General features: G+C 70.5%; 12 protein-coding genes and 1 pseudogene. 6 read left to right on the top strand and 7 right to left on the bottom strand.

What is annotated here, in order from left to right:
* Entirely contained in the window at positions 1-1545 is a 1545-nt protein-coding gene (locus tag WME90_RS44740; RefSeq protein WP_437278221.1) for a hypothetical protein, read from the top strand.
* A gap of 724 nt (positions 1546-2269) precedes the next feature.
* Positions 2270-3589, top strand: a complete 1320-nt coding sequence (locus tag WME90_RS44745) for a serine/threonine-protein kinase (RefSeq protein WP_437278222.1) — start codon at positions 2270-2272, stop codon at positions 3587-3589.
* A 144-nt stretch (positions 3590-3733) separates the two neighbouring features.
* On the opposite strand, the gene WME90_RS44750 is transcribed toward WME90_RS44745, so the two are convergent.
* Positions 3734-5071 (bottom strand): hypothetical protein, encoded by a 1338-nt coding sequence (locus WME90_RS44750; protein ID WP_437278223.1) that lies wholly within the window; start codon positions 5069-5071, stop codon positions 3734-3736.
* A gap of 745 nt (positions 5072-5816) precedes the next feature.
* Here WME90_RS44750 and WME90_RS44755 point away from each other — a divergent pair.
* Positions 5817-7754, top strand: coding sequence for a transketolase (locus WME90_RS44755; protein ID WP_437283741.1), 1938 nt, complete (start codon positions 5817-5819; stop codon positions 7752-7754).
* 37 nt (positions 7755-7791) lie between these two features.
* Here the strand turns inward: WME90_RS44755 and WME90_RS44760 are convergent, their stop codons facing one another.
* Positions 7792-8352 carry an NADPH-dependent FMN reductase gene (locus tag WME90_RS44760; RefSeq protein WP_437278224.1) on the bottom strand — a complete coding sequence of 187 codons (561 nt, stop codon included), beginning with the start codon at positions 8350-8352 and terminating at the stop codon, positions 7792-7794.
* A 1100-nt stretch (positions 8353-9452) separates the two neighbouring features.
* On the opposite strand from WME90_RS44760, the gene WME90_RS44765 reads away from it, so the two are divergent.
* Positions 9453-10406, top strand: a complete 954-nt coding sequence (locus WME90_RS44765) for an IS110 family transposase (protein WP_437277021.1) — start codon at positions 9453-9455, stop codon at positions 10404-10406.
* Between the two features lie 66 nt (positions 10407-10472).
* Here the strand turns inward: WME90_RS44765 and WME90_RS44770 are convergent, their stop codons facing one another.
* The 3 genes from WME90_RS44770 to WME90_RS44780 all read right to left on the bottom strand — a co-directional run bounded on the left by WME90_RS44770 (position 10473) and on the right by WME90_RS44780 (position 12809).
* The gene (locus WME90_RS44770) at positions 10473-10934 is read right to left on the bottom strand and encodes a hypothetical protein (RefSeq protein WP_437278225.1); all 462 of its coding nucleotides are present in this window, start codon (positions 10932-10934) and stop codon (positions 10473-10475) included.
* A 197-nt stretch (positions 10935-11131) separates the two neighbouring features.
* Positions 11132-11860 (bottom strand): metallophosphoesterase family protein, encoded by a 729-nt coding sequence (locus WME90_RS44775; RefSeq protein WP_437278226.1) that lies wholly within the window; start codon positions 11858-11860, stop codon positions 11132-11134.
* Positions 11861-12101: 241 nt separating this feature from the next.
* Entirely contained in the window at positions 12102-12809 is a 708-nt protein-coding gene (locus WME90_RS44780; protein WP_437278227.1) for an RCC1 domain-containing protein, read from the bottom strand.
* Positions 12810-13161: 352 nt separating this feature from the next.
* Between WME90_RS44780 and WME90_RS44785 the strand changes: the two genes are divergently transcribed.
* The gene (locus tag WME90_RS44785) at positions 13162-14352 is read left to right on the top strand and encodes a 2-isopropylmalate synthase (protein ID WP_437278228.1); all 1191 of its coding nucleotides are present in this window, start codon (positions 13162-13164) and stop codon (positions 14350-14352) included.
* Here the strand turns inward: WME90_RS44785 and WME90_RS44790 are convergent.
* The gene (locus WME90_RS44790) at positions 14336-14665 is read right to left on the bottom strand and encodes a hypothetical protein (RefSeq protein ID WP_437278229.1); all 330 of its coding nucleotides are present in this window, start codon (positions 14663-14665) and stop codon (positions 14336-14338) included. The two genes, WME90_RS44785 and WME90_RS44790, sit on opposite strands and share 17 nt — an antisense overlap.
* 387 nt (positions 14666-15052) lie before the next feature.
* Here WME90_RS44790 and WME90_RS44795 point away from each other — a divergent pair.
* Positions 15053-15247 (top strand): annotated as a pseudogene (locus tag WME90_RS44795) (IS66 family transposase zinc-finger binding domain-containing protein); the annotation flags it as partial.
* A 153-nt stretch (positions 15248-15400) separates the two neighbouring features.
* On the opposite strand, the gene WME90_RS44800 reads toward WME90_RS44795, so the two are convergent.
* A complete protein-coding gene (locus WME90_RS44800) occupies positions 15401-20422 on the bottom strand; it encodes an AAA family ATPase (RefSeq protein WP_437278230.1) in 5022 nt (1673 codons plus the stop codon).
* Between the last annotated feature and the right edge of the window lie 765 nt (positions 20423-21187).

The following is a 21187-nucleotide window of genomic DNA, read 5'->3' on the forward strand; positions in this document are numbered from 1 at the left end:
GTGGGCTATGGTTGGCTCTACCTTCATTTCCTGGATCGCGAGTTGTTGACGACCTGCGGTCTCTACGGAAACATGTCTGCTCGCAGAATCCAGGACGACTTCATCATGTCTTTGCTGTCGATCACGGAGCCAGCCTACATATCGACATCCGTCCTGTTTGAGAGCGACTACGCTTTCGACGTGTTCTTCCAGTACAGAGAGATATTCTCGCGCCAGGATATCATCCGCGTGGCGGGGATATTCGAGCAGCTGGGAGAATTTGTGCTGCGAAAGCGGCACGACTACTCCGAGGTCCGGAGCCGATATCCCCGCTATTTTACCGAATCATGGCGAGAGATAGAGGACGCGGCCCCGGTGCTCGCGGTGAAGAGGCAAGACACCACGCAGTTTCTGAAGACCCGGGTGGATCAGCGGCTGGTCGCGTTGCTTGCGTCCTCCGGCGATTTCCTCGACGGTGGCCAGATTGTGGGGTTTAAGTCGCTCATCGAGCGGCTGAGGTGCATTCTGCAGCGGTGCGGCGGCTCGCCCGTCACGCCGGCGCTGTTCGAACCGGTGCTTCGCGAAGCCGACGCGCATGACAGCTGGCGTGTGCAGTCCAACCTGCAGATCAGCCTTGCCTACATCGAGTCATACATGGCGGAGTGCGGCGGGGCGATTCCTACCGGGCTCAAGTGCGGGTTGCGCATGGTCGAAGCGCTGTCGCAGACGTTCCCGATTCACTGCTTGAACGTCTGGCGCGAGATATATAACGTTCTTGGTATTTACCCTGTAATCCTCGACATGCCTGCAGATTGTATCGTTAGGATTCGTGAGATGGATGTCCATGCTTTCTTCGTCGGCGTTGTGCGCTCTCTGCTGGAGCAAAGTGGGGACGAGGGCTCCGCCTCTGCGGTGAAGAAGCCTGATGGTACATCGTATGACGCATGGTGCATCAGCCGGGTCATTGCCGGATGGCTGCCGAAGTGTAGGTTTGACGGGTCGATGCCTTATGTCGGGTTTGTCGAGAAGACCCTTCATTCGGCGGTGCGCGCGTTGAACGAGCGCCAGCGGGTCGCAACGCGAAAGAACCCGCGCCAACAACTCCCGCGAGAGCGTTCCGACAATCTGGCCTTCTACTTCGATGCCGCGCGCGGGGTGCTGAAGGGGACGGACGGGCGGATGATCGCGCTGGACGAACGTGTCGCCCGCGTCCTCCTGGCCCTGGCCGGGGACATTCGCGGGGCGAGCGGCGTAGGACCTTTGGGGAGGATCAGTGATGTCGGCGTCGCGAGCTTGTACTCTGGCACACGACGCGAGTGGGAGGCTGTGGAAGCGGCGAAGGTAGCCTATCAATTCACCCGCGTGCTCAGGCGGAGCCTCTCACGGGCTGGCGTCCACGATCGGGACGCGATCGTGAGGAGACTGCGAGGCAGTGGCATTGCCATGGGAACGCGGTGGGCACGCCCGGCAGTTCGTGGAAAATCAGAGGTGGGGCTGCTCCTCGGCCGTCATCGCGATGCAGCCGAGCGTGCTTACGATGACTGGGATGACGATCATGAAGCATGAACATCGCCGCCACCGGCAACCCGGGCAGCCGACCGATCGCCTCGTGAACGACCCGGGCTGCCATGTCGTCCCCGAGGGCGACGGCGCGGCTCAGGGTGCTGGCAAGCTCGGCAACCAAGGCGACCCGGGGCGACGGATCGGCCGATGCCAGCTCCCGAAGCTTGAGGCCCGCCCGTGGGGCCCGGGTTGGGCCCACGCCGTCCGAAGGGCTGCGATCCGTCGTCACGCCTGCCCGAATCCGCGCCGGATCCCACCGAACGCCCCGGTTCGCTACCGCAGATTCGTCCCTGGGCGACGCGATACTGGCTCGATGGCCAAGTGTGGCGAAGCAGCCTGGCGCGGTTTGTCGATGGCGCGAAAACCACATTCTGACCTGGGCGAGGGCGCCGAAATGGCGCCAATCCACCACCCTTGCGCACCTTAGGGTGGTCCGGAGCCTCCCGAGCGAGGCGCTTTCATCGTTCGCGATTCCCGGTTCTCCCTCCCTGTGGTATCGTGGCTTTCATGCCCCGGTCTCGGTGTCCAGGAGCATTGTCGTATCAGTGCGTCAATGAGCTTGGACACGACGACGGCACGGAGGGTACCGCTCGTGTGGCAAGCATCGGCTTCCGGTGGACGATCTGACGCCAGTCTCCAGGCGGTAGACAGCGCGCATGCCGTTGCGGCGCGCTCGAGCCGCTCCGGCGACGCTGGTCCCGCTTCTTCTGCTGTCGGGCGGGGCGACGTGGCCCAGGATTCGCGGCGCAACCAGCTCGTCGCCGGGCGGTACAAGCTCGTGCGGCTGGTCGGACGCGGCGCCATGGGCGAGGTATGGCTCGCGCACGACAGGGCCCTGCGGATCGACGTCGCGCTCAAGCTCCTCACGGTCCAGCGCGAGAGCCAGGCTGGCACCGCGCTGGAGCGCTTCCGGTTCGAGGCCCAGGTCGCGGCGCAGCTGGCGCAGAAGACGGACCACGTCGTCGCCGTGCGCGACGTCGGCAACGATCCTGCCGTGGGTCCGTACCTCGTCATGGGCTACGTTCGAGGTCGGTCCCTGAGGCAGCTCATGCAGGAGCGGGGGCCGATGTCCCCGGCGGAGCTCGCCCCGCTCCTCGGCCAGATCGGCGAGGCCCTCTCCGTCGCGCACGGCCTCGGCATCGTGCACCGCGACATCAAGCCGACGAACGTGCTGCTCGAGGAGGAGCGCAACGGCGAGGTGCGCGCCAAGGTCGCGGACTTCGGCATCGCCAAGTGGATCCGAAAGGATCTGCCAGCCGACTTCCCCCGTCGAACCGCCAGCGGCGTGGTGCTGGGCACGCCGGCGTACCTGAGCCCGGAGCACGCGTGCGACGGGGACACCAACCCGCACTCGGACATGTGGGCGCTCGCGGTGGTCTCGTACGAGGCGCTCACGGGCCGGCTGCCCTTCCCGGGCCACACAATGAGCGACGTGCTCGCCTCGATCCTGGCCAGAGCGCAGCCGCCGCGGCCGGCGCTGTACCCGGAGGCGCCGCCGGCGCTCTCGGCCTGGTTCGCGCGCGCTTTCGCCCTGAATTCGGCGGAGCGGTTCCCCTCGATCGAGGTCATGGTCGCCGCCTACAAGGCCGCCGTCGGCCCCTCGAATGTGCCGGCGCGAGCCGAGCGGGCCGAGCCTGCGCGCCGGGGCAAGCTGGGCGTCGCGGCCGGCCTCGTCGTGGCGCTTGGCGTCGTGCTGTCGACCGGCGCGCTCTGGGCCCAGGCCCAGGTCCCCGCCGCGCTGCGGGCGTCGAGCGTCGTCGACGAGCACGCCGCGGCCATCGTTCGCGCCACGCAGGCGCGCATCACGGCCCAGGCGAGCCCACGCCCGGCGGCGAGTTCAGGTGACGCCGCGGCGGTGGCGGCCGCCGTCCCCGCGCCTAAGGAGGCCTCCGCCCCCGCGGCCGCGCCGCGCCCCCTCTCCGCGCAGGCCGCGCGCCCGGTCGACCCCCGCCCGGCGGCGCAGAGCGCTCGCATCCCCCGCGGTGGCCGCGCGACCGGCGCGCGCGGCGTGCCCACCGAACGCGAGCTGCTCAGGACGCGCCACTGAGCGGTTATTGCCAGCGAGCGCGCGAGTGAACTGTGAGGCGCAGCGCGGCTTGTCGTACACGAGCGCGCGCGGGCGCGGCCTACCGATGGCACGGACGTCCTGACTCGAGGGAGGATCGCGTGTGGTCAGGAAGGTCAGCGGCGCTCAGATCGCGGTCACGACGGTGATCTCGCCGGTCGTGTACAGCGCGGAAGTGTCCCAGGCGAGCCCTGGGGCGAGCGGCAAGGCGATGTTCACGGCAGCGAACGTCCCCGTGAGGTCACCGCTCCAGCCGAGCAGGACGATGGTGTCCCCGGCCTGGAACGACACGGACCCGTCGGCCGGCCGGACCTCCAGCGCCCCGTCGAGATGGACGTCCCCATCCACCTGGAGGAGCGGCAAGGCGCTCGATCCTGCGACCGTGATGCCGAGGGCGGCGCCCGGCCCCTGGCTGTAGCTGCCGGCGATGTCGGTCGAAGGGTAAACCTCTCCAACGGAGAGCTCGCCGTCCTGCATGTTGGCGAGATCGCCCTCGAAGCTGCCGATTTCGAGGCGCCCGCCGGCGAAGCCGAAGTCGCCCTCCGCGACCGCCATCGCGCCCGCGATGAGCTCGCCGTCCGCGAGGCGCACGGAGGGCCCCAGGTAGGGATAGGTGCTCACCATCGGCACGGTCCGGAGGAGGCCGCCGATGCTCACGAGAGCGCCCTTGCCGACGAGGAGCGAGGGGGACTGATTGCCTATGGCAACGATGGTGACGTCGCCGCTGTTGAGCCACGAGGCATAGACGTCGTCCGCCTTGACGAAGCCCCCGCCGAGCTCCGAGCGGATCTCGGTGTCTTCCGTCACGAGGGTCCCGTAAGCCCCGACGGAGATCGTGCCGTATCCACGGTTCGCCCCCACGCGCATGAGCCCCTGGTTGGTCCACGTGCCGCCCCAGCCGCTCACGCTCGCGTGGCTGTTCATGAAGTCATCGCCGTCGATGCGTGCGCCCACCGTGAAGAGCTGGCCGCGCTGAATGTTCAGCAAGCCTCGGCTCTTCACTCCAAGGACGAACTCCCCCGTGCTCACCCATGTCGTCGCGGAGCCCGTGATGGCGATCTCGCCCCCGCAGATCGAGCAGCCGTGGGCTCCGCCGACATAGACGTTATGTGAGAAGAAGCTCGCTCCTTGCTTGAGCTCGACGTGGCCTTGCCCGCGGTCGCCGATGTAGGTGTTCGTTCTGCTCGTCAAGGTGGCGTCGTACCCCTCGACGAGCACGCGGCCATAGCCCTGCGAGCCGCTGAAGCCCGCCACGAGATCGTCGGTGATCACCTCGGCACCGTTCCTGATGACGACCCACCCCTCGGTGTAGTTTCTGCCGAGCTCGATGGATCCATTGTTGATCCATGTCGAGCCATACCCGTCGACCTGGACGGTGCCGAAATCGGCGCTCCCCCCGTCCACGGACGCGCCGGGGCTGATCAACGTCCCACCATCGGTCACCTCGACCGTCCCAGATCTCACGACGAGCCGGTTCAGCCCCAGGTCCCAAGGATCGGATGGATTCTGAGGCGATACGTCTCCCCACGTCGTCACGTCTGCATTGGCTGGTCCTGCCACGCTCACCGACGCAGCGACAAACAGCGCCGAGAAGGCGCATCGAACTTGGTGGTTCATGACTCTGATCCCTCCGCAAGAACATTCACTGCCCATGGGAGCCCGCCATTGCGCTGATGCCTCCGCAACGCCGGCGCACCACGCGCACGTGGTCTCCCACAATGGGATGCATATGCGAATCGGTTCGCAGTTGCAATGCCTCTCGTCGCGTCGTCGCGTCGTCGCGTCGTCGCGTTCGCGTCGTCGCGTCGTCGCGCGCGCACGGGTTCGTGCGCGTCGAGGCCATCGCCAGCGAGCTCGTGCGCGATCGGCCGGTCGAGCAGGTGACGCGCATCGTGACCGCGAGCGCGCGTCCTCCCGGGCCGAGGAGGTCGCCGGCATGCTCCGATCCGCTACCCAGCTCGCGAACGCTCGTGTGCGGTGGCGCCCTGCTTGCATCGAGACGGCAGCGTCAGGAGCAGCCATGGCGCAAGAGGCCCCCAAGTCACCCGAGAAGAGACGACCGAAACACGTACGCAGCCCCCTGAAAGACGTCGCGCCGAGCCGTCCCAGGGGCCTGCCTGCGCAGGATGATCGAGAGCAGGCGCTGAAGGCCGAGAGGGACCGCTCGCACGCGCCGCCGGGCGAGAGGGCGACGCACGTCTCCCAGGGGGTGCCTCAGCGTGAGCACGAACCGCGCGGCGGGCGCGACCGGACCGAGGGGCCGCGCCGGAGCAGCTCCGAGCAAGCTCACGCTTATCGTGAGCTCGCCCAGCAGCTTCGCGTCGATAGCCTCCGCTGCTCGACGATGGCCGGCTCCGGGCACCCGACCTCCAGCCTGTCGGCGGCCGATCTCATGGCGGTGCTCCTCCGCGACTACCTCCGCTGGGATCTGAGCCATCCGGAGAACCCGAACAACGATCACCTGATCTTTTCGAAGGGCCACGCCTCCCCTCTGCTCTACTCGATGCTCAAGGCGGCGGGCGTCATCTCCGACGCCGAGCTCCTGTCCTACCGGCGCTTCGGAAGCCCGCTGGAGGGGCACCCGGTACCGACGCTCCCCTGGATCGAGGTGGCCACCGGCTCCCTGGGTCAGGGGCTCCCCGTCGGCGTCGGGATCGCGCTCTCCGGGAAGTACCTCGAGAAGGTGCCCTACCGTGTCTGGGTGTTGCTCGGCGACAGCGAGATGTCCGAGGGCTCCATGTGGGAGGCTTTCGACCACGCGCGGCAGGGTAAGCTCGGCAGCCTCGTTGCCATCCTCGACATGAACCGTCTGGGGCAACGCGGACAGACACCCCTCGGCTGGGACTCCGCCGCCTATGCAGCGCGTGCCCGCGCGTTCGGGTGGCGTGCGCTGGAGATCGACGGCCACGATCCTGCCGCCATCTCCGGCGCCTATGCCGAAGCCCTCCGCCCTTCGGATGCTCCCGCGCTGATCGTCGCGCGCACGGTGAAGGGAAAGGGCGTATCCCTCGTCGAGGACAAGGACGGCTGGCACGGAAAGGCGCTCGACAAGGCGCAGTGCGCGACGGCGATCGAAGAGCTGGGAGGCACGCGCGACCTCGTCATCAAGCCTCGGGCGCCGGCGCCGGGTGAGCCCGCTCCGCGGCCCGCTGCCGAGCCCCTGAGGCTCCCGATCTACGAGCGCTCCACGGACGTCGCGACGCGCAAAGCCTACGGCGACGCGCTCAAGGCGCTCGGCGCTGCGCGCGCGGACGTCGTCGTCGTGGACGCCGAGGTCAGCAACTCGACCTTTGCCGAGGAGTTCGCGAAGGCTCATCCGGACCGCTATTTCGAGATGTTCATCAGCGAACAGCAGATGGTGGCCGCCGCCGTCGGGCTGAGCGTCCGGCGCTGGTCGCCCTTTGCGTCGACGTTCGCGGCCTTTCTCACGCGCGCCCACGATTTCCTTCGGATGGCCGCGGTGTCGAGGGCCAATCTCCGCGTCTGCGGCTCGCACGCGGGCGTATCCATCGGCGAGGACGGTCCGTCGCAGATGGGGCTCGAGGATCTGGCCATGATGCGCGCCGTCCACGGGAGCACCGTGCTCTATCCGTGCTGCGCCAATCAGACCGCTCGGTTGGTCGCTGCCATGGCCGACCAGAAGGGCATCGTCTACCTCCGAACGACGCGCGAGAAGACGCCTGTCCTGTACGACTCGACCGAGGCGTTCCCCATCGGCGGGAGCAAGGTGCTGCGCGAGTCGCCCCACGATCGCGTGACGATCATCGCGGCCGGCATCACCGTCCACGAGGCGCTGAAGGCCCACGCAGCGCTCGCGGCGAGCGGGCTCTCCGCTCGAGTCGTCGACGCGTATTGCATCAAGCCGATCGACGCCGCCGGCATCCGCGCCGCGGTGCGGGCCACGGCTGGAAACGCCATCGTCGTGGAGGATCACTGGGCCGAGGGCGGACTGGGCGACGCCGTGCTCGAAGGCCTGGCTGGCGAAGAGCCCGTGGTCGCGCGCGTCGTCCACCTCGCCGTGAGGGAGATGCCCGGCTCGGGCACCCCGGCCGAGCTCCTGCACGCGGCGGGGCTGGATGCTCCTTCCATCGCGGGCGCCGCGAAGCGCCTCCTCTCCGGCGCAGAAGGCGCGCGCGGCCCGTCTTGACGGCGGCGGAGAGCGAGGCGCCGCGAGCGCGTGTCGCTCACTTGTCGCGGAGGGTCTTCAGCGCACCGGCCCACGCGAGCAGCTGGTCGAGCAAGGTGCCGACAGACGCCTCGTGGCGGGGGCGGGGCTTGAACACGCTGAACTTCTCGAAGTCGTCGAACAGAGAGAGAGTGACCTGCGCGCGCACGTCCGCGACCTGGAGCTCGGCCATCACGAGCCGGAGGTGCTCGACGGCGCGGACGCCTCCCGCGCTGCCATAACTCACGAACCCAGCCGCCTTGTTGTTCCACTCCTTGTACAGGTAATCGATCGCGTTCTTGAGCGCGCCGGAGGTGCCGTGGTTGTACTCCGGCGTGACGAACACGAACGCGTCGAACGAGGCGATCTTCGCCGCCCACGCCTTTGTGTGGGGCTTTGTGTATTGCCCCATCGACGGGGGCGCTGGCTCGTCGAGCAGCGGCAGGTCGAAATCCTTGATATCGACGAGCTCGTAGTCGGCGCCTCCCTTCTTCGCCGCCACCTCGTACACCCACTTCGCGACCGCCTCACCGTTGCGGCCGGGCCGCGTGCTCCCCAGGATGATCGCCACCTTCAGCATGTCTGCGCTCCAGGCAATGGCCCCCTCCCGGATCGAGCCAACGGGCGGCGTGATGCTCACTCCCACGACACCCCGGCGGAGAGGAGGGACGGTTCGATGTTCATGCCAGCTCGACGTGATTCCCCATCAGGTGTCGCGCCAGCCAGGTTTCGCGCGTTTCGCGTGGTTCACGCGTTTCAAGTGGCTGCACGTAAGTGCACGTCCCGTGCCGTCCCCGTGTCGCGTGCGCCGGCCGGAGCGTAGCGGCCAGAACAGCGATGCTGGCGGGCTCGACCGCGGCTCGGCGCGCGGTGATGGAGCAGCAGCCCTGGCTCTGCGGGCGAGGGGCGCCTGCGCGATGGTCAGACCGAATCGCTGACCACAGCGCGAGCACGGCGAGCGGTCAGGCGAGCAGTCGCGGAGCGTCGCCGCGCACAAAAAGAAAAAAGGAGCGCCCGTCCGACGGTGTGGGGGGGGAAACCGTCCCTCAGGCGCTCCGGTGTCAGGCATATGCAGGAGCCGGGCCAGGAATCTCCTGACCTGGGTCCGTGAATTTACGTAGGCGTCGTTCGGGTGAGGCTTTCGTTTCTGGTGGGGCGGCTTTCGTTGATGAACCGCCGGGTGCGCCGTCTCCCGAGAGCGGCCGCGCGGTGGCGCTCGCCCGGGCGCCAGGCGCCAGGCGCCAGGCGCCCGGGCGAGCGCTGCGCCTGGAAGACCGATCACGTTGAAACCCGGAGAATTTTCACAGGGAGGCGGGGAGGCGGGGAGGAAGAAAAAATGAATTTCTCCCTCTTGCCGTCTCTCGCTCCCCGCCTTGTATGACCCTCGGGAGCGCCTGGTCTACGTCGTCGTCGTCGCTGATGAGGGGGGCCCGGGGGGAGACCGGCAACTTGGGGAGCTTGGGGGGAAAGCTCGTCGGGGGCGCGCCGAAGCGTTAACAAAGCTGCCCCGCGGCAGATCGACCCCGCCCTGGTCTGGAAGACCGTCAGGGAGCTGAGGTCGCCGCGGTGTAGGTCTCCTCGCAGAGCCCGAACGGCTGCCTGAGCCAGAGCTCGCATTGTTGCAAGGGTGGGCGCGCCGGGGAGATCGTTTCGTCATCGTCCGGAAGAAAGTCCCAGAGTATGGCAGAGTACGTAGGCATCGATGTTTCGAAGGAGCACCTCGACATCGCGCTGCACGAGGCCAAGCGCGAGTGGCGGTGCGCTCACGACGACGACGGTCTGCTGGCGCTGGCGAAGGAACTGGCGTCGATCGGACCGGCGCTCATCGTCCTCGAGGCCACCGGCGGCTTCGAAATGACCGTGCTCGCCGCGCTCAGCGTCGCGCGGCTGCCCGTGGCCGTGGTCAATCCGCGCAACGTGCGCGACTTCGCCAAGGCGAGCGGGAGGCTGGCCAAGACCGACAAGCTCGACGCCAGGTGCATCGCCCACTTTGCGGCGGCCATGCAGCCATCGCGAACCGAGATGCCCGACGAGACGACGCTCGCCCTGGAGCAGCTCTTGGCGCGCCGCCGGCAGCTCATGCAAGAGCTCGTCGCCGAGAAAAATCGACGCTCCACGCTGCTCGGACCACGACGCACTCAGCGCGTGCTCGCTAGCCTCGACCGCCATATCGACTGGCTGACCAAGGAGATCGCGGACATCGACGAGGACCTGCGGGGCCACATCGAGCGCAGCGACATCTGGCGCGCGAAGGACCAGTTGCTCCGCACCGTCCCCGGCGTCGGCCCGGGCACGGCGCGGACGCTGCTGGTCGAGCTGCCCGAGCTCGGCACGCTCGACCGCAAGACCATCGCCTCGCTCGCCGGTCTTGCGCCGTTCAACGACGAAAGCGGCGGCAAGGAGCGCCGCCGTTGCATCCGCGGTGGGCGCACCCCCGTGCGCTCGATGCTCTACATGGCGTGCGTCTCGGGCCTGCGCTGCAACCCGGTCCTCCAGTCGCTCTACGAGCGATTGGTCGCCGCTGGCAAGCCCGCCAAGCTCGCCTTGACCGCTTGCATGCGCAAGCTCCTGACCATCCTCAACGCGATGGTGAAGGCGCGCCGACCCTGGTCTTTCACCGCAGCCACCTCTTGACGGGAAACACGGCTGCTCCCTGTGAAGATTCCTGCTTTTTCTCGTGGTTTCAGCCCGTTTGTCGCTCTAGGCAGGGCGATGGGGCGTGCCGGCGTGGGCTCCTACGCGGCGGGTCTTCGCCACGCGCCGCGCCTGCTGCCGGATGTGCTCCACGGCCTTGTCGAAGAAGGCCTCGGGGGACGCCTTGCTCACGGTGATCTGGTCTCCGCCGACGAGGACGACGAGGAGGCCCCTGTCCGTCCTGCCCACCGCGAAGAAGTCGACGGTGAACGGCAGCTCGTCCTCGACGGTGAGGGACAGCTGGCACTTCAAGACCTCGCCGACGCCGGGCTGATTCTCGACGACGAACCGCTGCAAGAGCCCGTTGGCGTGGGCGTCCCCGGAGATCCGGTTGAGCGCCCACTTGTCCCTCGGCCAGTCCATGTGGTCACGGAGCTCGTATATCCACTGCAAGAGCTCCTCGGCGACCTGGCCGATCGCCGCCTTGGACGCCTCATAGGACAGCTTGATCTGCTCGTATTTCGTCATCGGGGCTCCATCGCTCTCCGGCGCGCGCCCTCGAGGCTACCAGATCGCCGCGCCCCGTCGCACGAGGATCGGGCCCCTCGACATCGCCGACGCCGTGCGATTCTTCGGCCCAGCGCGCGGCGTCGCGGGCGGTCTCGAGGCGCTCGCGCCCCCTGCGCTCTCCGCGTGCCGCGCTCGACGGAACCGGCCGGGCTCGTTCAGGCGTATTGCTGCAGCAGCGCGCCGCGCATGGGGTTGTCGCAGGCGGTCACCGCCGCGCGGAGCGCGTCCCTGTCGACCGGCACCCTGTGCAGGCTGACGTTGACCGCGCCGCCCTGTGCCTCCACGGTCGCGTACTCGGCGTGGTGCAGCAGCGTCGGCGGCCCGCCGTTCGCGTACTCCTTGAAGGGGAGCCCGACGCTCCCCGGGTTCACGAGGAGCGTGCCGCGGTGCTGGCGGAGCATCTGAAGGTGGGTGTGCCCCCCGGCCATCACCGTCGCCGCGTGGCCCGCGAGGCGGCGATCGAGCTCCTCCGGCGGGGTGTTCGCGAGGAGATCCTCCATGTGAGACCGGGGCGAGCCGTGGAACAGGAGGAGCGTCGCGTGTGTGTCGAGCTGGATCTCAAGGCGCGCCTGGAACGTGCGCAGGAAGGCGAGCTCGTCTTTCGACAGCTGATCACGGCACCAGTCCACCGCGTCGACGACGATGGGGGCCTCGGTGTAGGTGCGGATCAGCTCCGGATCCAGCATGAATTCGTCGTGGTTGCCGAGGATGCACGGGCACCCGAGCTCCTGCAGCATGTCGAGGATGGCTGAAGGCCGCGGCCCCAGCGTCGCGACGTCCCCGAGGCAGATCACCTGATCGACGCCCGTCGCCTGGATGCTGGCCAACACGGCCTTGAGCGCCACTTCGTTGCCGTGGATGTCGGATATCAGCGCGATCCGCATGGGGAAGACCTCTTCTTCGGCGGCCATCGAGACGTTGGAGCGGCTCTCGGCGCCTCACGGCGTCCGGTCGGCGGACTCGAGACGATAGACCATGTCCGGCGGCGCCTCCAGCTTCTCGCGCCCGGCCGGGCGATCGCATCGACACGCACGTCACAGCCGCGAAGCCTCCCTGCCCGCGCCGGACCACGAGCCCGCGGGATCAGCGCGGGCGCTCGCTCTGGCCGGCGGACCTCGCTCTCGCTCAGGGGTCGAACCGGATCGCGACCGGCGACGGCTGTTCGCCGACGTCCGGGCCCACGCCGAGCTGCCCGCTGTCGTTCTTGCCCCAGCAGAGGACCTCGCCGGTCGTCTTGAGCGCGCACGTGTGGTCGTAGCCCCCGGCGAGCTGCGCCACGCCGTCGATGGGCACGTCGATCGGCTGCGTGGACAGCATCCCGTCGCCATTGCCCAGGTAGGCGACTCCCCACATCTTGAGGGCCCGCGCGTCGCCGAACACCGCGCCGCTCCGCTCGCGGCCGACATCGATGCGCGCCACGCTCGGCACGGCGACGAGCGTGGGCTCCTCCACGGGCCCGTACCGGTTGGCGCCCACGGCGCCGTTGTAGTCGTTGCCGAAACAGCACACCTCGGCGCCCTTGCGCGCGCAGGTGTGCCGGTCGCCCGCGGCCACCTCGTCGACGCCGGCCGCGAGCGGCGCGAGGACGTTCACCGGAGAGTGCGAGTGCTCCCGCAAGCCGTTGCCGAGCTGTGCATCGAAGTTCCTGCCCCAGCAGAGGAGGCCCGCGTCGGAGGCCTTGATCGCGCAGGTGTGATCCTGGCCGGCCGCGACGTACCGGATGTCGCTCCGGACGAGGACAGGGGTCGGATAGGTCGTCTGCGACGATTCCCCATTGCCGATCTGCCCGTCGATGTCGGATTCCCAGCAGTACAGCGCGTCGCCCGTCTTCACGGCGCACGAGTGCGCCGCGCCGAGCGATCTCGACCGGGTCGTTGCAGAAGGCGCCCTCGTCCCCGTCCAGGCAGGTGTCCCGGAGCAGCAAGTTGCTCCTTGGTCAGCTTTTTACGCTGCTGCTCTCCGCGCGGAAAGCCGCTCCGATCGGAGGGCGCGGGGGTCCGGTCCTGCGATCGCGGGCGCCCGGCGCCGGCTCGATGTGCTCGCGGTGCGTCGCGCGGCGCTCGCCGTGTGCTGCTGGGACCTGCTCCGGCGGCCGACATGAAGTAACCTCTCCCCCAGCGCGGATCGACGCGGTGCGCCGCGCCCGCGCCACGCCGAGAGCCCCCTTCGAGATGAGATGCAGCGCATGAGCGCCGACGACCGGGATCCCGGCGCCGCGGCCCCCTTCGACTGGAACCGCGCCGAGCCCGCGCCAGGGGAGAGCCCCCCGCGCCCCGGCGGGCAGCTGTCGGCTCCCGGCGGGCAGCTGCTGCCGTCCGGCGGGCAGCTGCGGCTGCAGTTGCCGTCTGGCGGGCAGCTGTTGCCGTCCGGCGGGCAGCTGCCGCCCTCCGGCCTGCTCGCTGACGTGTGGGGGGCCGCGTGGGGCGCCGCTCGTGCTGAGGGCGAGGCGTGGCTGCCCTTTGGCCGGGCAGCCCGGCCGGTCGAGGTGCTCGACGAGACGCTGCGCGACGGCATCCAGGGCGTCTCCACCGTGAACCCGCCGCGCGGCCGCAAGATCGAGCTCCTCCACGCGATGGCGAGCGTCGGGGTCGACGTCGTGAACCTCGGCTACCCGGCGGCGGGGCCGCGCCAGTTCGACGACGCGTGCCTGCTCGTCCGGGAGATCGTCTCGTCCCGACTGCCGCTCGGCCTGACCGCGGCCGCGCGCACCCTCGCCGCGGACGTCGAGGAGGTCGCCCGGGTGGCCGAGCGCGCCGGGGCGCCGATCATGGTCTACGCGTTCATCGGCAGCTCGCCGATCCGGCACTTCGTCGAGGGGTGGGGGCCTGATTTCCTGGCCCGGAGCGTCGACGAGGCCGGGCGGGCGGCCGCGGCGGCCGGCCTGCCCTTCTGCCTCGTCGCGGAGGACGCGACCCGCTCGCCGCCCGACATGCTCCGCACGCTCTTCCGCGCCGCCGTCGACGCCGGCGCGGCACGCCTCTGCCTTTGCGACACGACCGGCCATGTCACCCCGCCGGGGGTGGAGGCGCTTATCGCGTTCGCCCGGCGCGAGCTCGCCGCGCTGGGGGCGACCGGGATCGAGCTCGACTGGCACGGCCACAACGATCGCGGGCTCGGCCTCGCGGCCGCGCTCTGGGCGGTGGCCGGCGGCGTCGAGCGGGTCCACGCCACGGCGCTCGGCGTCGGGGAGCGGACGGGCAACACCTGCCTCGAGTTGCTCGTCGACAACCTCGGTCGCCTCGGCGCGCGCGCCCCGGTGCCGCGCGAGCGCCTCGCCGCGTACTGTGCGGCCGCGTCGCGCGCGCTGGCCTGGCCTATCGCGGCGGACCATCCGATCGCGGGGGCGCTGACGCGCCAGGTCACCCGCCGGGGGTGACGTTGCCCCCGCCGACGCGCGCCACGGCGGCGCGGACGATGGGCGCCGCGGGCGCGACCGCGTCCACGAGCTCGCCGACGCGGGCCGCCGCGCGCTCGGCGCGGGCCCACGCCGACGAGAAGCCGAGCGTGCCGGGCGGGTGCGCCTCGGCGAGGGCGATCGCCTGCCGGAGGTCGTCGCCGACCGCGGCGATGGCGCGGAGATCTGCCGCGCTGGCCGCGCGGGCGTGCGCCTCGGCGTAGAGCGCGCGCACGATGCCGAGCAGGTCGCGGGCGGCCTCCAGCGGGAAGGGGTCGTGGCGGATCGAGAGCACGCTGGCTGCAGATCAGGGGGGCCGGGCGGGGGCGTCAAGCAGCGGGTCGAGCGGTCGTGTGTGCGATGCGGTTTGAAAATTGCAGTGCAAGATCGTCATGAACCACGGAACGCATGAGCTCGCGAAGACGGACCTTCCCGGCGACGACGAGGATGCCCCGCTGCCGCCGAACCCAGGGGATCCGGGGCCAGAGCAGCCAAAGCCGCCGTCGCCCGATCCGACGGAGGACCCGCGCTTACCGCCGCAAGGCGATTTCCCGCGCGGGGTTTGAGCCGAGTGGAAGGCGGTACCTGGTCGGGTGAGGAACGTGCAGTGAGGGGCCCGAGGTGAGGAGTCACGCGGGGCCTCTCGCCTGACCACCGCGGGCTAGAATGCTGCCCTCCTGTCGTCGTGCCCGTCCCTGAGACTGAGCAGAAGTGCGCGCAGTGTGGCGAGGAAAAGAAGTGCATCGGTCATCCCTCGAGCGAAGCGCTCGAGTTCGTCCCGGCGCAATTCCTGATCATCGAGGAGCAGCGGGAGAAGCTCGCCTGGCCGCGCTGTCCGGAGCAGGGAGTGACGACGGCAGACCGCGAGGTAGTGGTCAAATTGGAACATGAAGGCGGGAAGGCGGGAAGAAAGCATTAATGCTCTTCCCGCCTTCCCGTGGACCCTCTCCGGGCAAAGTTGGCCACTACCCGGGAGCCGACACGCTGGCGAGGCGCGACGGAGCGGCCGAAATGCCGCGGCGCCGGCGCCTCAGCCGCGGGTATGGGCGAGCGCGTAGGCCATGCCGCTCTGCAGCGTGCCGAGCGTCAGCAGGCCGTCGAGCCCGGCGGCGTCGCGGACGAGCAGCTGGGCCGCCGCGGGCCGCACCCCGGTGAGGATCGCCTGGGCGCCGACCAGGCGCAGCGCGCTCGCGGTCCGGGCGAGGATCGCCGCCGGGGCGGCATCGAGCTGGCGCACGCCGGTGATGTCGAGGATCACCACCCGCGCGCGCGTGCGGACCGAGCCCTCGAGGGCCGTCGCCAGCACCTGCGACGCGCGGGCGTCGTCGAGCACCCCGATCAGCGGCATCACCACGATGCTCTCCGTGATCGGCAGCAGCGGCGCCGCCATGTCCGCCAGGCGCTCCTCCTGGACGCGCAAGATCTCCGCCTGCGCCGCCGACCGCTCGCGCTCGGCCCGCTCGCGCTCGCCGATCTCGCGGCGCGTCTGCGCGTGGGCCTCGCGCAGCGCCTCGCCCTGGCGCACCAGGTCGGCGTTGACGGTCTGGAGCTGCTCGAGCGCGGTCTGCAGCTCGTGTGTCCGCGCCTCGACCTGCTGCTCGAGCTGCTCGCGGGCCTGCTCCACGCTGGCGTACAGCCGGGCGTTCTCGATCGCCACCGCCGCCTGCGCCGAAAGCAGCTGCAGCAGCTCGACGCGGTCGGGCGCGAAGGCGTCGCGGGTCGCGTTGTTCTCGACGTAGAGGATCCCCGACAGCCGGCCCTGGTGGAGCAGCGGCAGGCACAGCACCGAGCGCGGGCGCTGGCTGGCGACGTAGGGGTCGCGGGCGAAGCGGGGCTCGGCGCCGGCGTCGCCGAGCAGCACGCCCTCGCGGCTGCGGGCGACGAAGCGGGCCACCGAGGTCGCCAGGGCGGCGTCGTCGCGCATCGGCTGGTCGAGGCCGACGTGGACCTCGTCGGGCGCGGTGCGCATCTCGGCGGCGATCGACAGATCATCGCCCTGCGGCACGAGCAGGAAGCCGCGCTGAGCGCCGGCGCGGAGCATGACGATCCGCATCAGGCGGTCGAGCAGCCGGTCGAGCACCAGCTCGCCGGCGACCGCCTGGGCGGCGCGCATCAGGCCCTCGAGGTCGAGCGAGCTGCCGCCGAGCATGCGGGTGGTGGTCGTCGAGCGGCCCGTGCTGTGCCCGGCGCGCGCGGGCGCGGGCGGGGCGAGCAGGTCGGCGCGGGTGAGCAGCAGCTGGCTCGCCTTGGCGGCCGCGCCCCAGCGGGCGAAGCCGACGTGGGCGTCCTGCAGGTAGGCGCCGGCCAGCGCGCGACGGTTGCGGCGCAGGTGCAGCCGCGCCGCGCACTCGCTCGCCAGCGCCGCGTGGAGCACGAACCCGCGCGCCTGCGCCTCGGCGATCGCCTGCTCGTAGCCCGCGATCGCCTCGGCGTCGCGGCCGGCCAGGCGCGCCGCCTCGGCGTCGAGCAGGTGCTGGAGCGCCACGAACTGCGACGGGTTGCTCGTCGACCACGGCCGCAGGGCCGCTCGCTCGCGCTCGAGCCGTTGCGCCAGCGCCTCGCGCTCCGCCTCGCCGGCCGTGTCCCAGCGGGCCGCGGCGACCAGGCCCGAATAGGAGTACTGCTCGGGCGAGTACATGTGCCCGGCCCCGGCGCCGCTCTCGTGCAGCTCGCGGGCGCGGACGGCGAGCTCGAGCCCGCGCTCGTACTCGCCGTACAGGTAGGCGAGGCGCAGCTTGCTGACCGCGTAGAGCCACGGCACGAGCCCCCCGGGAGGCATGTGGGCGACGAACGCGTCATCATCGAAGCCGTCACCGTCGAGGGCGCTCGTCGCCGACTCGCCCATCAAGTTGACGACCACGCGGCGCATGAACTCGACAACCGCCGTCGACGCGACGTCGCGGGTCTTCCGCAGGAGCGCCGTGACGTCGTCGATGCGGGCCTCGGCGCCGCGGATGTCGGCGTCGGCGATCAGCGCCAGGGCGGCCGATTGCAGGCAGTAGAACGACACGTAGGCGAAGTTGCCGACCTCGAGCGCGCCGCGCCGCGCCGAATCGCGGTACTCCTCGCCGTCCGCGTACGGCTGGCGGTAGAACACGACCGACGTGCCGAACAAAAAGTGCACCATGCAGCGGGTGCGCAGGTTGCCGGTGCGCTCGTTGAGCTTGACCCCGAGCTCGCCGAATTCGTAGGCCTTGCCGAGCTCGCCGGTGACGCCGGCGAGCAGGATGCTGTACACGGCGTAGCTGTAGTCCGACCCGTCGACGTTGCCGTGGCGCAGCGACAGGTTGACCATGTGCAGCACGATCAGCGGGAACAGCGCCGGCCTGCCGACGAACACCGGCCCCGACATCGACGCCAGGAGCCGCATCACGACCTCGACGTCCGGGTCGCGCGCCGGCGGGGCGTCGAGCAGGGCGCCGATCCGCCGCTCGCCCAGGTTCTCGTGGGCCGCCGCGAACGCGGCCGCGACGGCCTCCTGCAGCGCCGGGCCCTCATCGGGCAGGCCGAAGCCGTACATCGCCAGCGCCGCGCGCCCGGCCGCGACCACCGCCGCGAAGTCGCCCATCGCCGCGTGTAGGAGGACGCGGAGGTCGTAGACCTGCGCCCGCTCCTCGCGCGAGCGCGCCCGCGCGAGCGCCTCCTCGAACAGCGCGTCGGCCTCGGCGAACGCCCCGCACAGGTACGCGCACTCGGCCAGCTCGACGCGCAGCGCGAACGCCAGCTCGAACCAGCGCGCCCACGGGTCGGCGCCGAGGCACTCGCAGCCGGCCTGGAAGTACTGCCGCGCCGCGTGGTAGGCCGTCGCCGCGCGCGCCCGCCGGCCCGCGCGCAGGTTGAGCCGCGAAAGCTCGATCCGCTCGTCGCCGCCGATCCGCGGCAGCGCCAGGTCGAGGTGGCCGACGACCTCGAACAGCGCCTCGTCGGGCACGCCCGCCGGGTACGCGTCGCGCAGCAGCCGGCCGACGCGCAGGTGCGTCGCCTCCCGCACCTCGCTCGCCAGCAGCGAGCCGGCGGCCTGCTGCACCCGGTCGTGGAGGAAGCGGTGGAGATCGTCGCCCTCGCCGCCGGCGAGCGGCACCACCAGGCCCTCGCGGACCAGCTCGCCGAGCGCCGCGGCCGCGTCGTCGCCGTCGTCGCTGCCGACGGCCGCGAGCACGCGCCACGAGAAGCGATAGCCGACGCACGCGGCCCGCTGCAGCAGCCGCTGGGCCGCGGGGGTCAGGCGGCGGATCTTGCTGGTGACGAGGGTGACGACGTTGTCGGTGACGTCGCGCGCCTGCACCTCTGCGTCGTCCCACACCCACCGGCACGCGGCGGGGTCCCAGCGCAGGAGGCCGTCCTCGGCGAGCAGCAGCAGGAACTGGCCGATGAAGAACGGGTTGCAGTGGGTCTTCTCGGCGACGATCCGCGCCAGCGCGGCGACCTGCGGCCGCTCCATCACCAGCGTGTCCGCCAGCAGCTCCTCGACGTCGGCGAGCGCCAGCGGACCGAGCGGCACGTCGCCGACCTCGACCCCCGCCGCGCGCAGATCGGCGAGCGCGGCCGGCAGCGGGTGCCCGGGGCCGACCTCGTCGTCGCGGTAGGCGCCGAGCACCAGCAGGTACCTGCACTCGGCGTCGAGCAGCATCTCTTGCAAGAGGCGCAGCGACGCCGGGTCGACCCACTGCAGATCGTCGAACACGAGCACGAGCGGGTGGTCGGCGGCGGCGAAGACCCGCAGCAGGGCGGTGAAGATCAGGTTGAAGCGGTTCTGCGACTCGGCCGGGCCGAGCCGCGGGACCTCGGGCTGCGGGCCGACGATGAGCTCGAGCTCGGGGATCAGATCGGTGAGGAGCTTGCCGCTGCTGCCGAGGGCGGACGCGAGGGCGCGCCGCCACGCCTCGAGGACCTCGGGCGCGGCCGTCAGCAGGGTGCGGCACAGCTCGCGCAGCGCCGCGGCGATCGGGGCGTACGGCGCGCCGCGGTCGTATTGATCGCACTTGGCGGCGACGAAGAACCCGCCGCCGCGGGCGACCGGCGCCGCCAGGGTCTGGACCAGCGCCGACTTGCCGGTGCCGCCGGGCCCGCGCACGAGCAGCAGCGTGCGCGCGCCGCCGGCGACGCCGGTGGAGGTCGCGAGCAGGACGTCGATCTCCTGCTGCCGTCCGTACAGGCGCGGCGGGATCCGCGGGGTCGACGGCCGGTCGGCGCTGCCGAGCGCGAACGGCTCGATCGTCCCCGTCGCCGCCCACGCGGCCGCGCAGCGCTGCAGGTCGGCCCGCAGCCCGGCCGCGCTCTGGTAGCGATCCTCGGCCGCCTTGGCGAGCAGCTTCATGATGATGTCCGACAGCACCGGCGGCACCTTCGGCATCAGCACCGCCGGGGCGACCGGCACGCGCGCGAGCTGGCTGTGGACCAGCGCCATCGCGTCGCCGGCCTCGAACGGCAGCACCCCGGTCACCAGCTCGTAGAGCGTCACGCCGAGCGAGTACAGGTCCGAGCGCGCGTCGACAGGCCGGTTCATCCGCCCGGTCTGCTCGGGCGACATGTACGCCAGGGTGCCCGCCATCCCCGCGCCCGCGTCGACGCGCCGCGCCTCGTCCTCGCCGACGGCGATCGCAAGGCTGAAGTCGATCAGCTTCACCTGCCCGGTCGCCGGGTCGTAGACGATGTTGTGCGGCTTGAGGTCGCGGTGCAGCAGCGGATAGCGGTGCAGCAGGTCGAGCGTGCCCGCCACCTCGACGCCGATCGCCAGCACCGCCGCGAGGTCGAGGGCGCCGGCGTGGAACAGCACGTCGAGCGAGCGGCCGCCGCAGTCCTCGAGCACCAGCGCGAGCTCGTCGCCGATCGTCTCGAGCGCGTGCGCCTTGATCACCCCCGGCAGGTCGAGCGATCGCAGCACCGCGAACTCCCGCCGCAGCGAGCAATGGATCGCCGGCGCGAGCGGCCCACCCTTGCCGATCTTGACGACAACGCGGGCGCCGTCGCGGGCGCGGACGGCCCGATGGATCACGACGCCCACGCTCTCGTGCAGCTTTGCCGTGAACGTGTACGCGCCCTGTTCTGCCATGATTGTGCCTCGTGACCCGTCGATCGTCGCGCCCGGCCGCCGCGCGAATCATCGATCGCGCAATTGCTTCCGAGGGTACGTGACGTGGCGCGACCTGGTAAAGCATCAGTGTCAGCAGATCGCCGCCTCGCCGATCGCCGCGGCGATCCGAGGCTCGCAAATATCGCGGACTGTACGCAGCAACACGCTCCGGCATGCACCGCGAGGACCCCCGCGCCGGCGGCCAATCACCACAGCGCGGGGTTGCGCTCGAATTCGCGTGGAGCTCGTCACACGCGCCGACCGCGCGTCGCGTCGGCGCCGCGCTCAGCCAAGCACTTCTCGCAACTGCCTTCTACACGCGGCGCCTCCGCCTGCTCGCGGCGAGCTGGTTTCCTCCGAGCTCCGCCGCTGACTCCTTGCAGCTGCAACCCAAGGCGGCGCCCGCGAGCACGGCACGCAGCTCGGGGGTGAGTCGCTCTAGCCTACGAAGAGCCAGCCGACCCTCCACTTGCCCGAACGGCGACGGTGCATGGCTCGCGATCCCTGGATCCGTGACGCCGCGTACGGGATGGGTGGTATCGCCACAGACGGCGATGGTGGCGACGGCGAACGTGGATCCCCTCTGCCACTCACGAATCCAATGAGCCACGATCTGGGTGGAGCTGGGCAAGGCATCCTGTCCTGCGCGGCGGGAAGGGGCGGCCTGGCGGGAGATGATGGCGTGAACGGTAACGGTGCATCAAGGCCGTGACGGATCACGGACACGGGGCTGGAAGGTAGCGC

The sequence above is a fragment of the Sorangium sp. So ce375 genome, assembly GCF_051473855.1.
In the GTDB taxonomy this organism is placed as follows: domain Bacteria; phylum Myxococcota_A; class Polyangia; order Polyangiales; family Polyangiaceae; genus Sorangium.

Coding starts and splice junctions, on each gene's coding strand:
- WME90_RS44765 (WP_437277021.1), top strand. CDS start 9,453: ATGGCAGAGTACGTAGGCATCGATGTTTCGAAGGAGCACCTCGACATC.
- WME90_RS44770 (WP_437278225.1), bottom strand. CDS start 10,934: ATGACGAAATACGAGCAGATCAAGCTGTCCTATGAGGCGTCCAAGGCG.
- WME90_RS44775 (WP_437278226.1), bottom strand. CDS start 11,860: ATGCGGATCGCGCTGATATCCGACATCCACGGCAACGAAGTGGCGCTC.
- WME90_RS44800 (WP_437278230.1), bottom strand. CDS start 20,422: ATGGCAGAACAGGGCGCGTACACGTTCACGGCAAAGCTGCACGAGAGC.
- WME90_RS44760 (WP_437278224.1), bottom strand. CDS start 8,352: ATGCTGAAGGTGGCGATCATCCTGGGGAGCACGCGGCCCGGCCGCAAC.
- WME90_RS44785 (WP_437278228.1), top strand. CDS start 13,162: ATGAGCGCCGACGACCGGGATCCCGGCGCCGCGGCCCCCTTCGACTGG.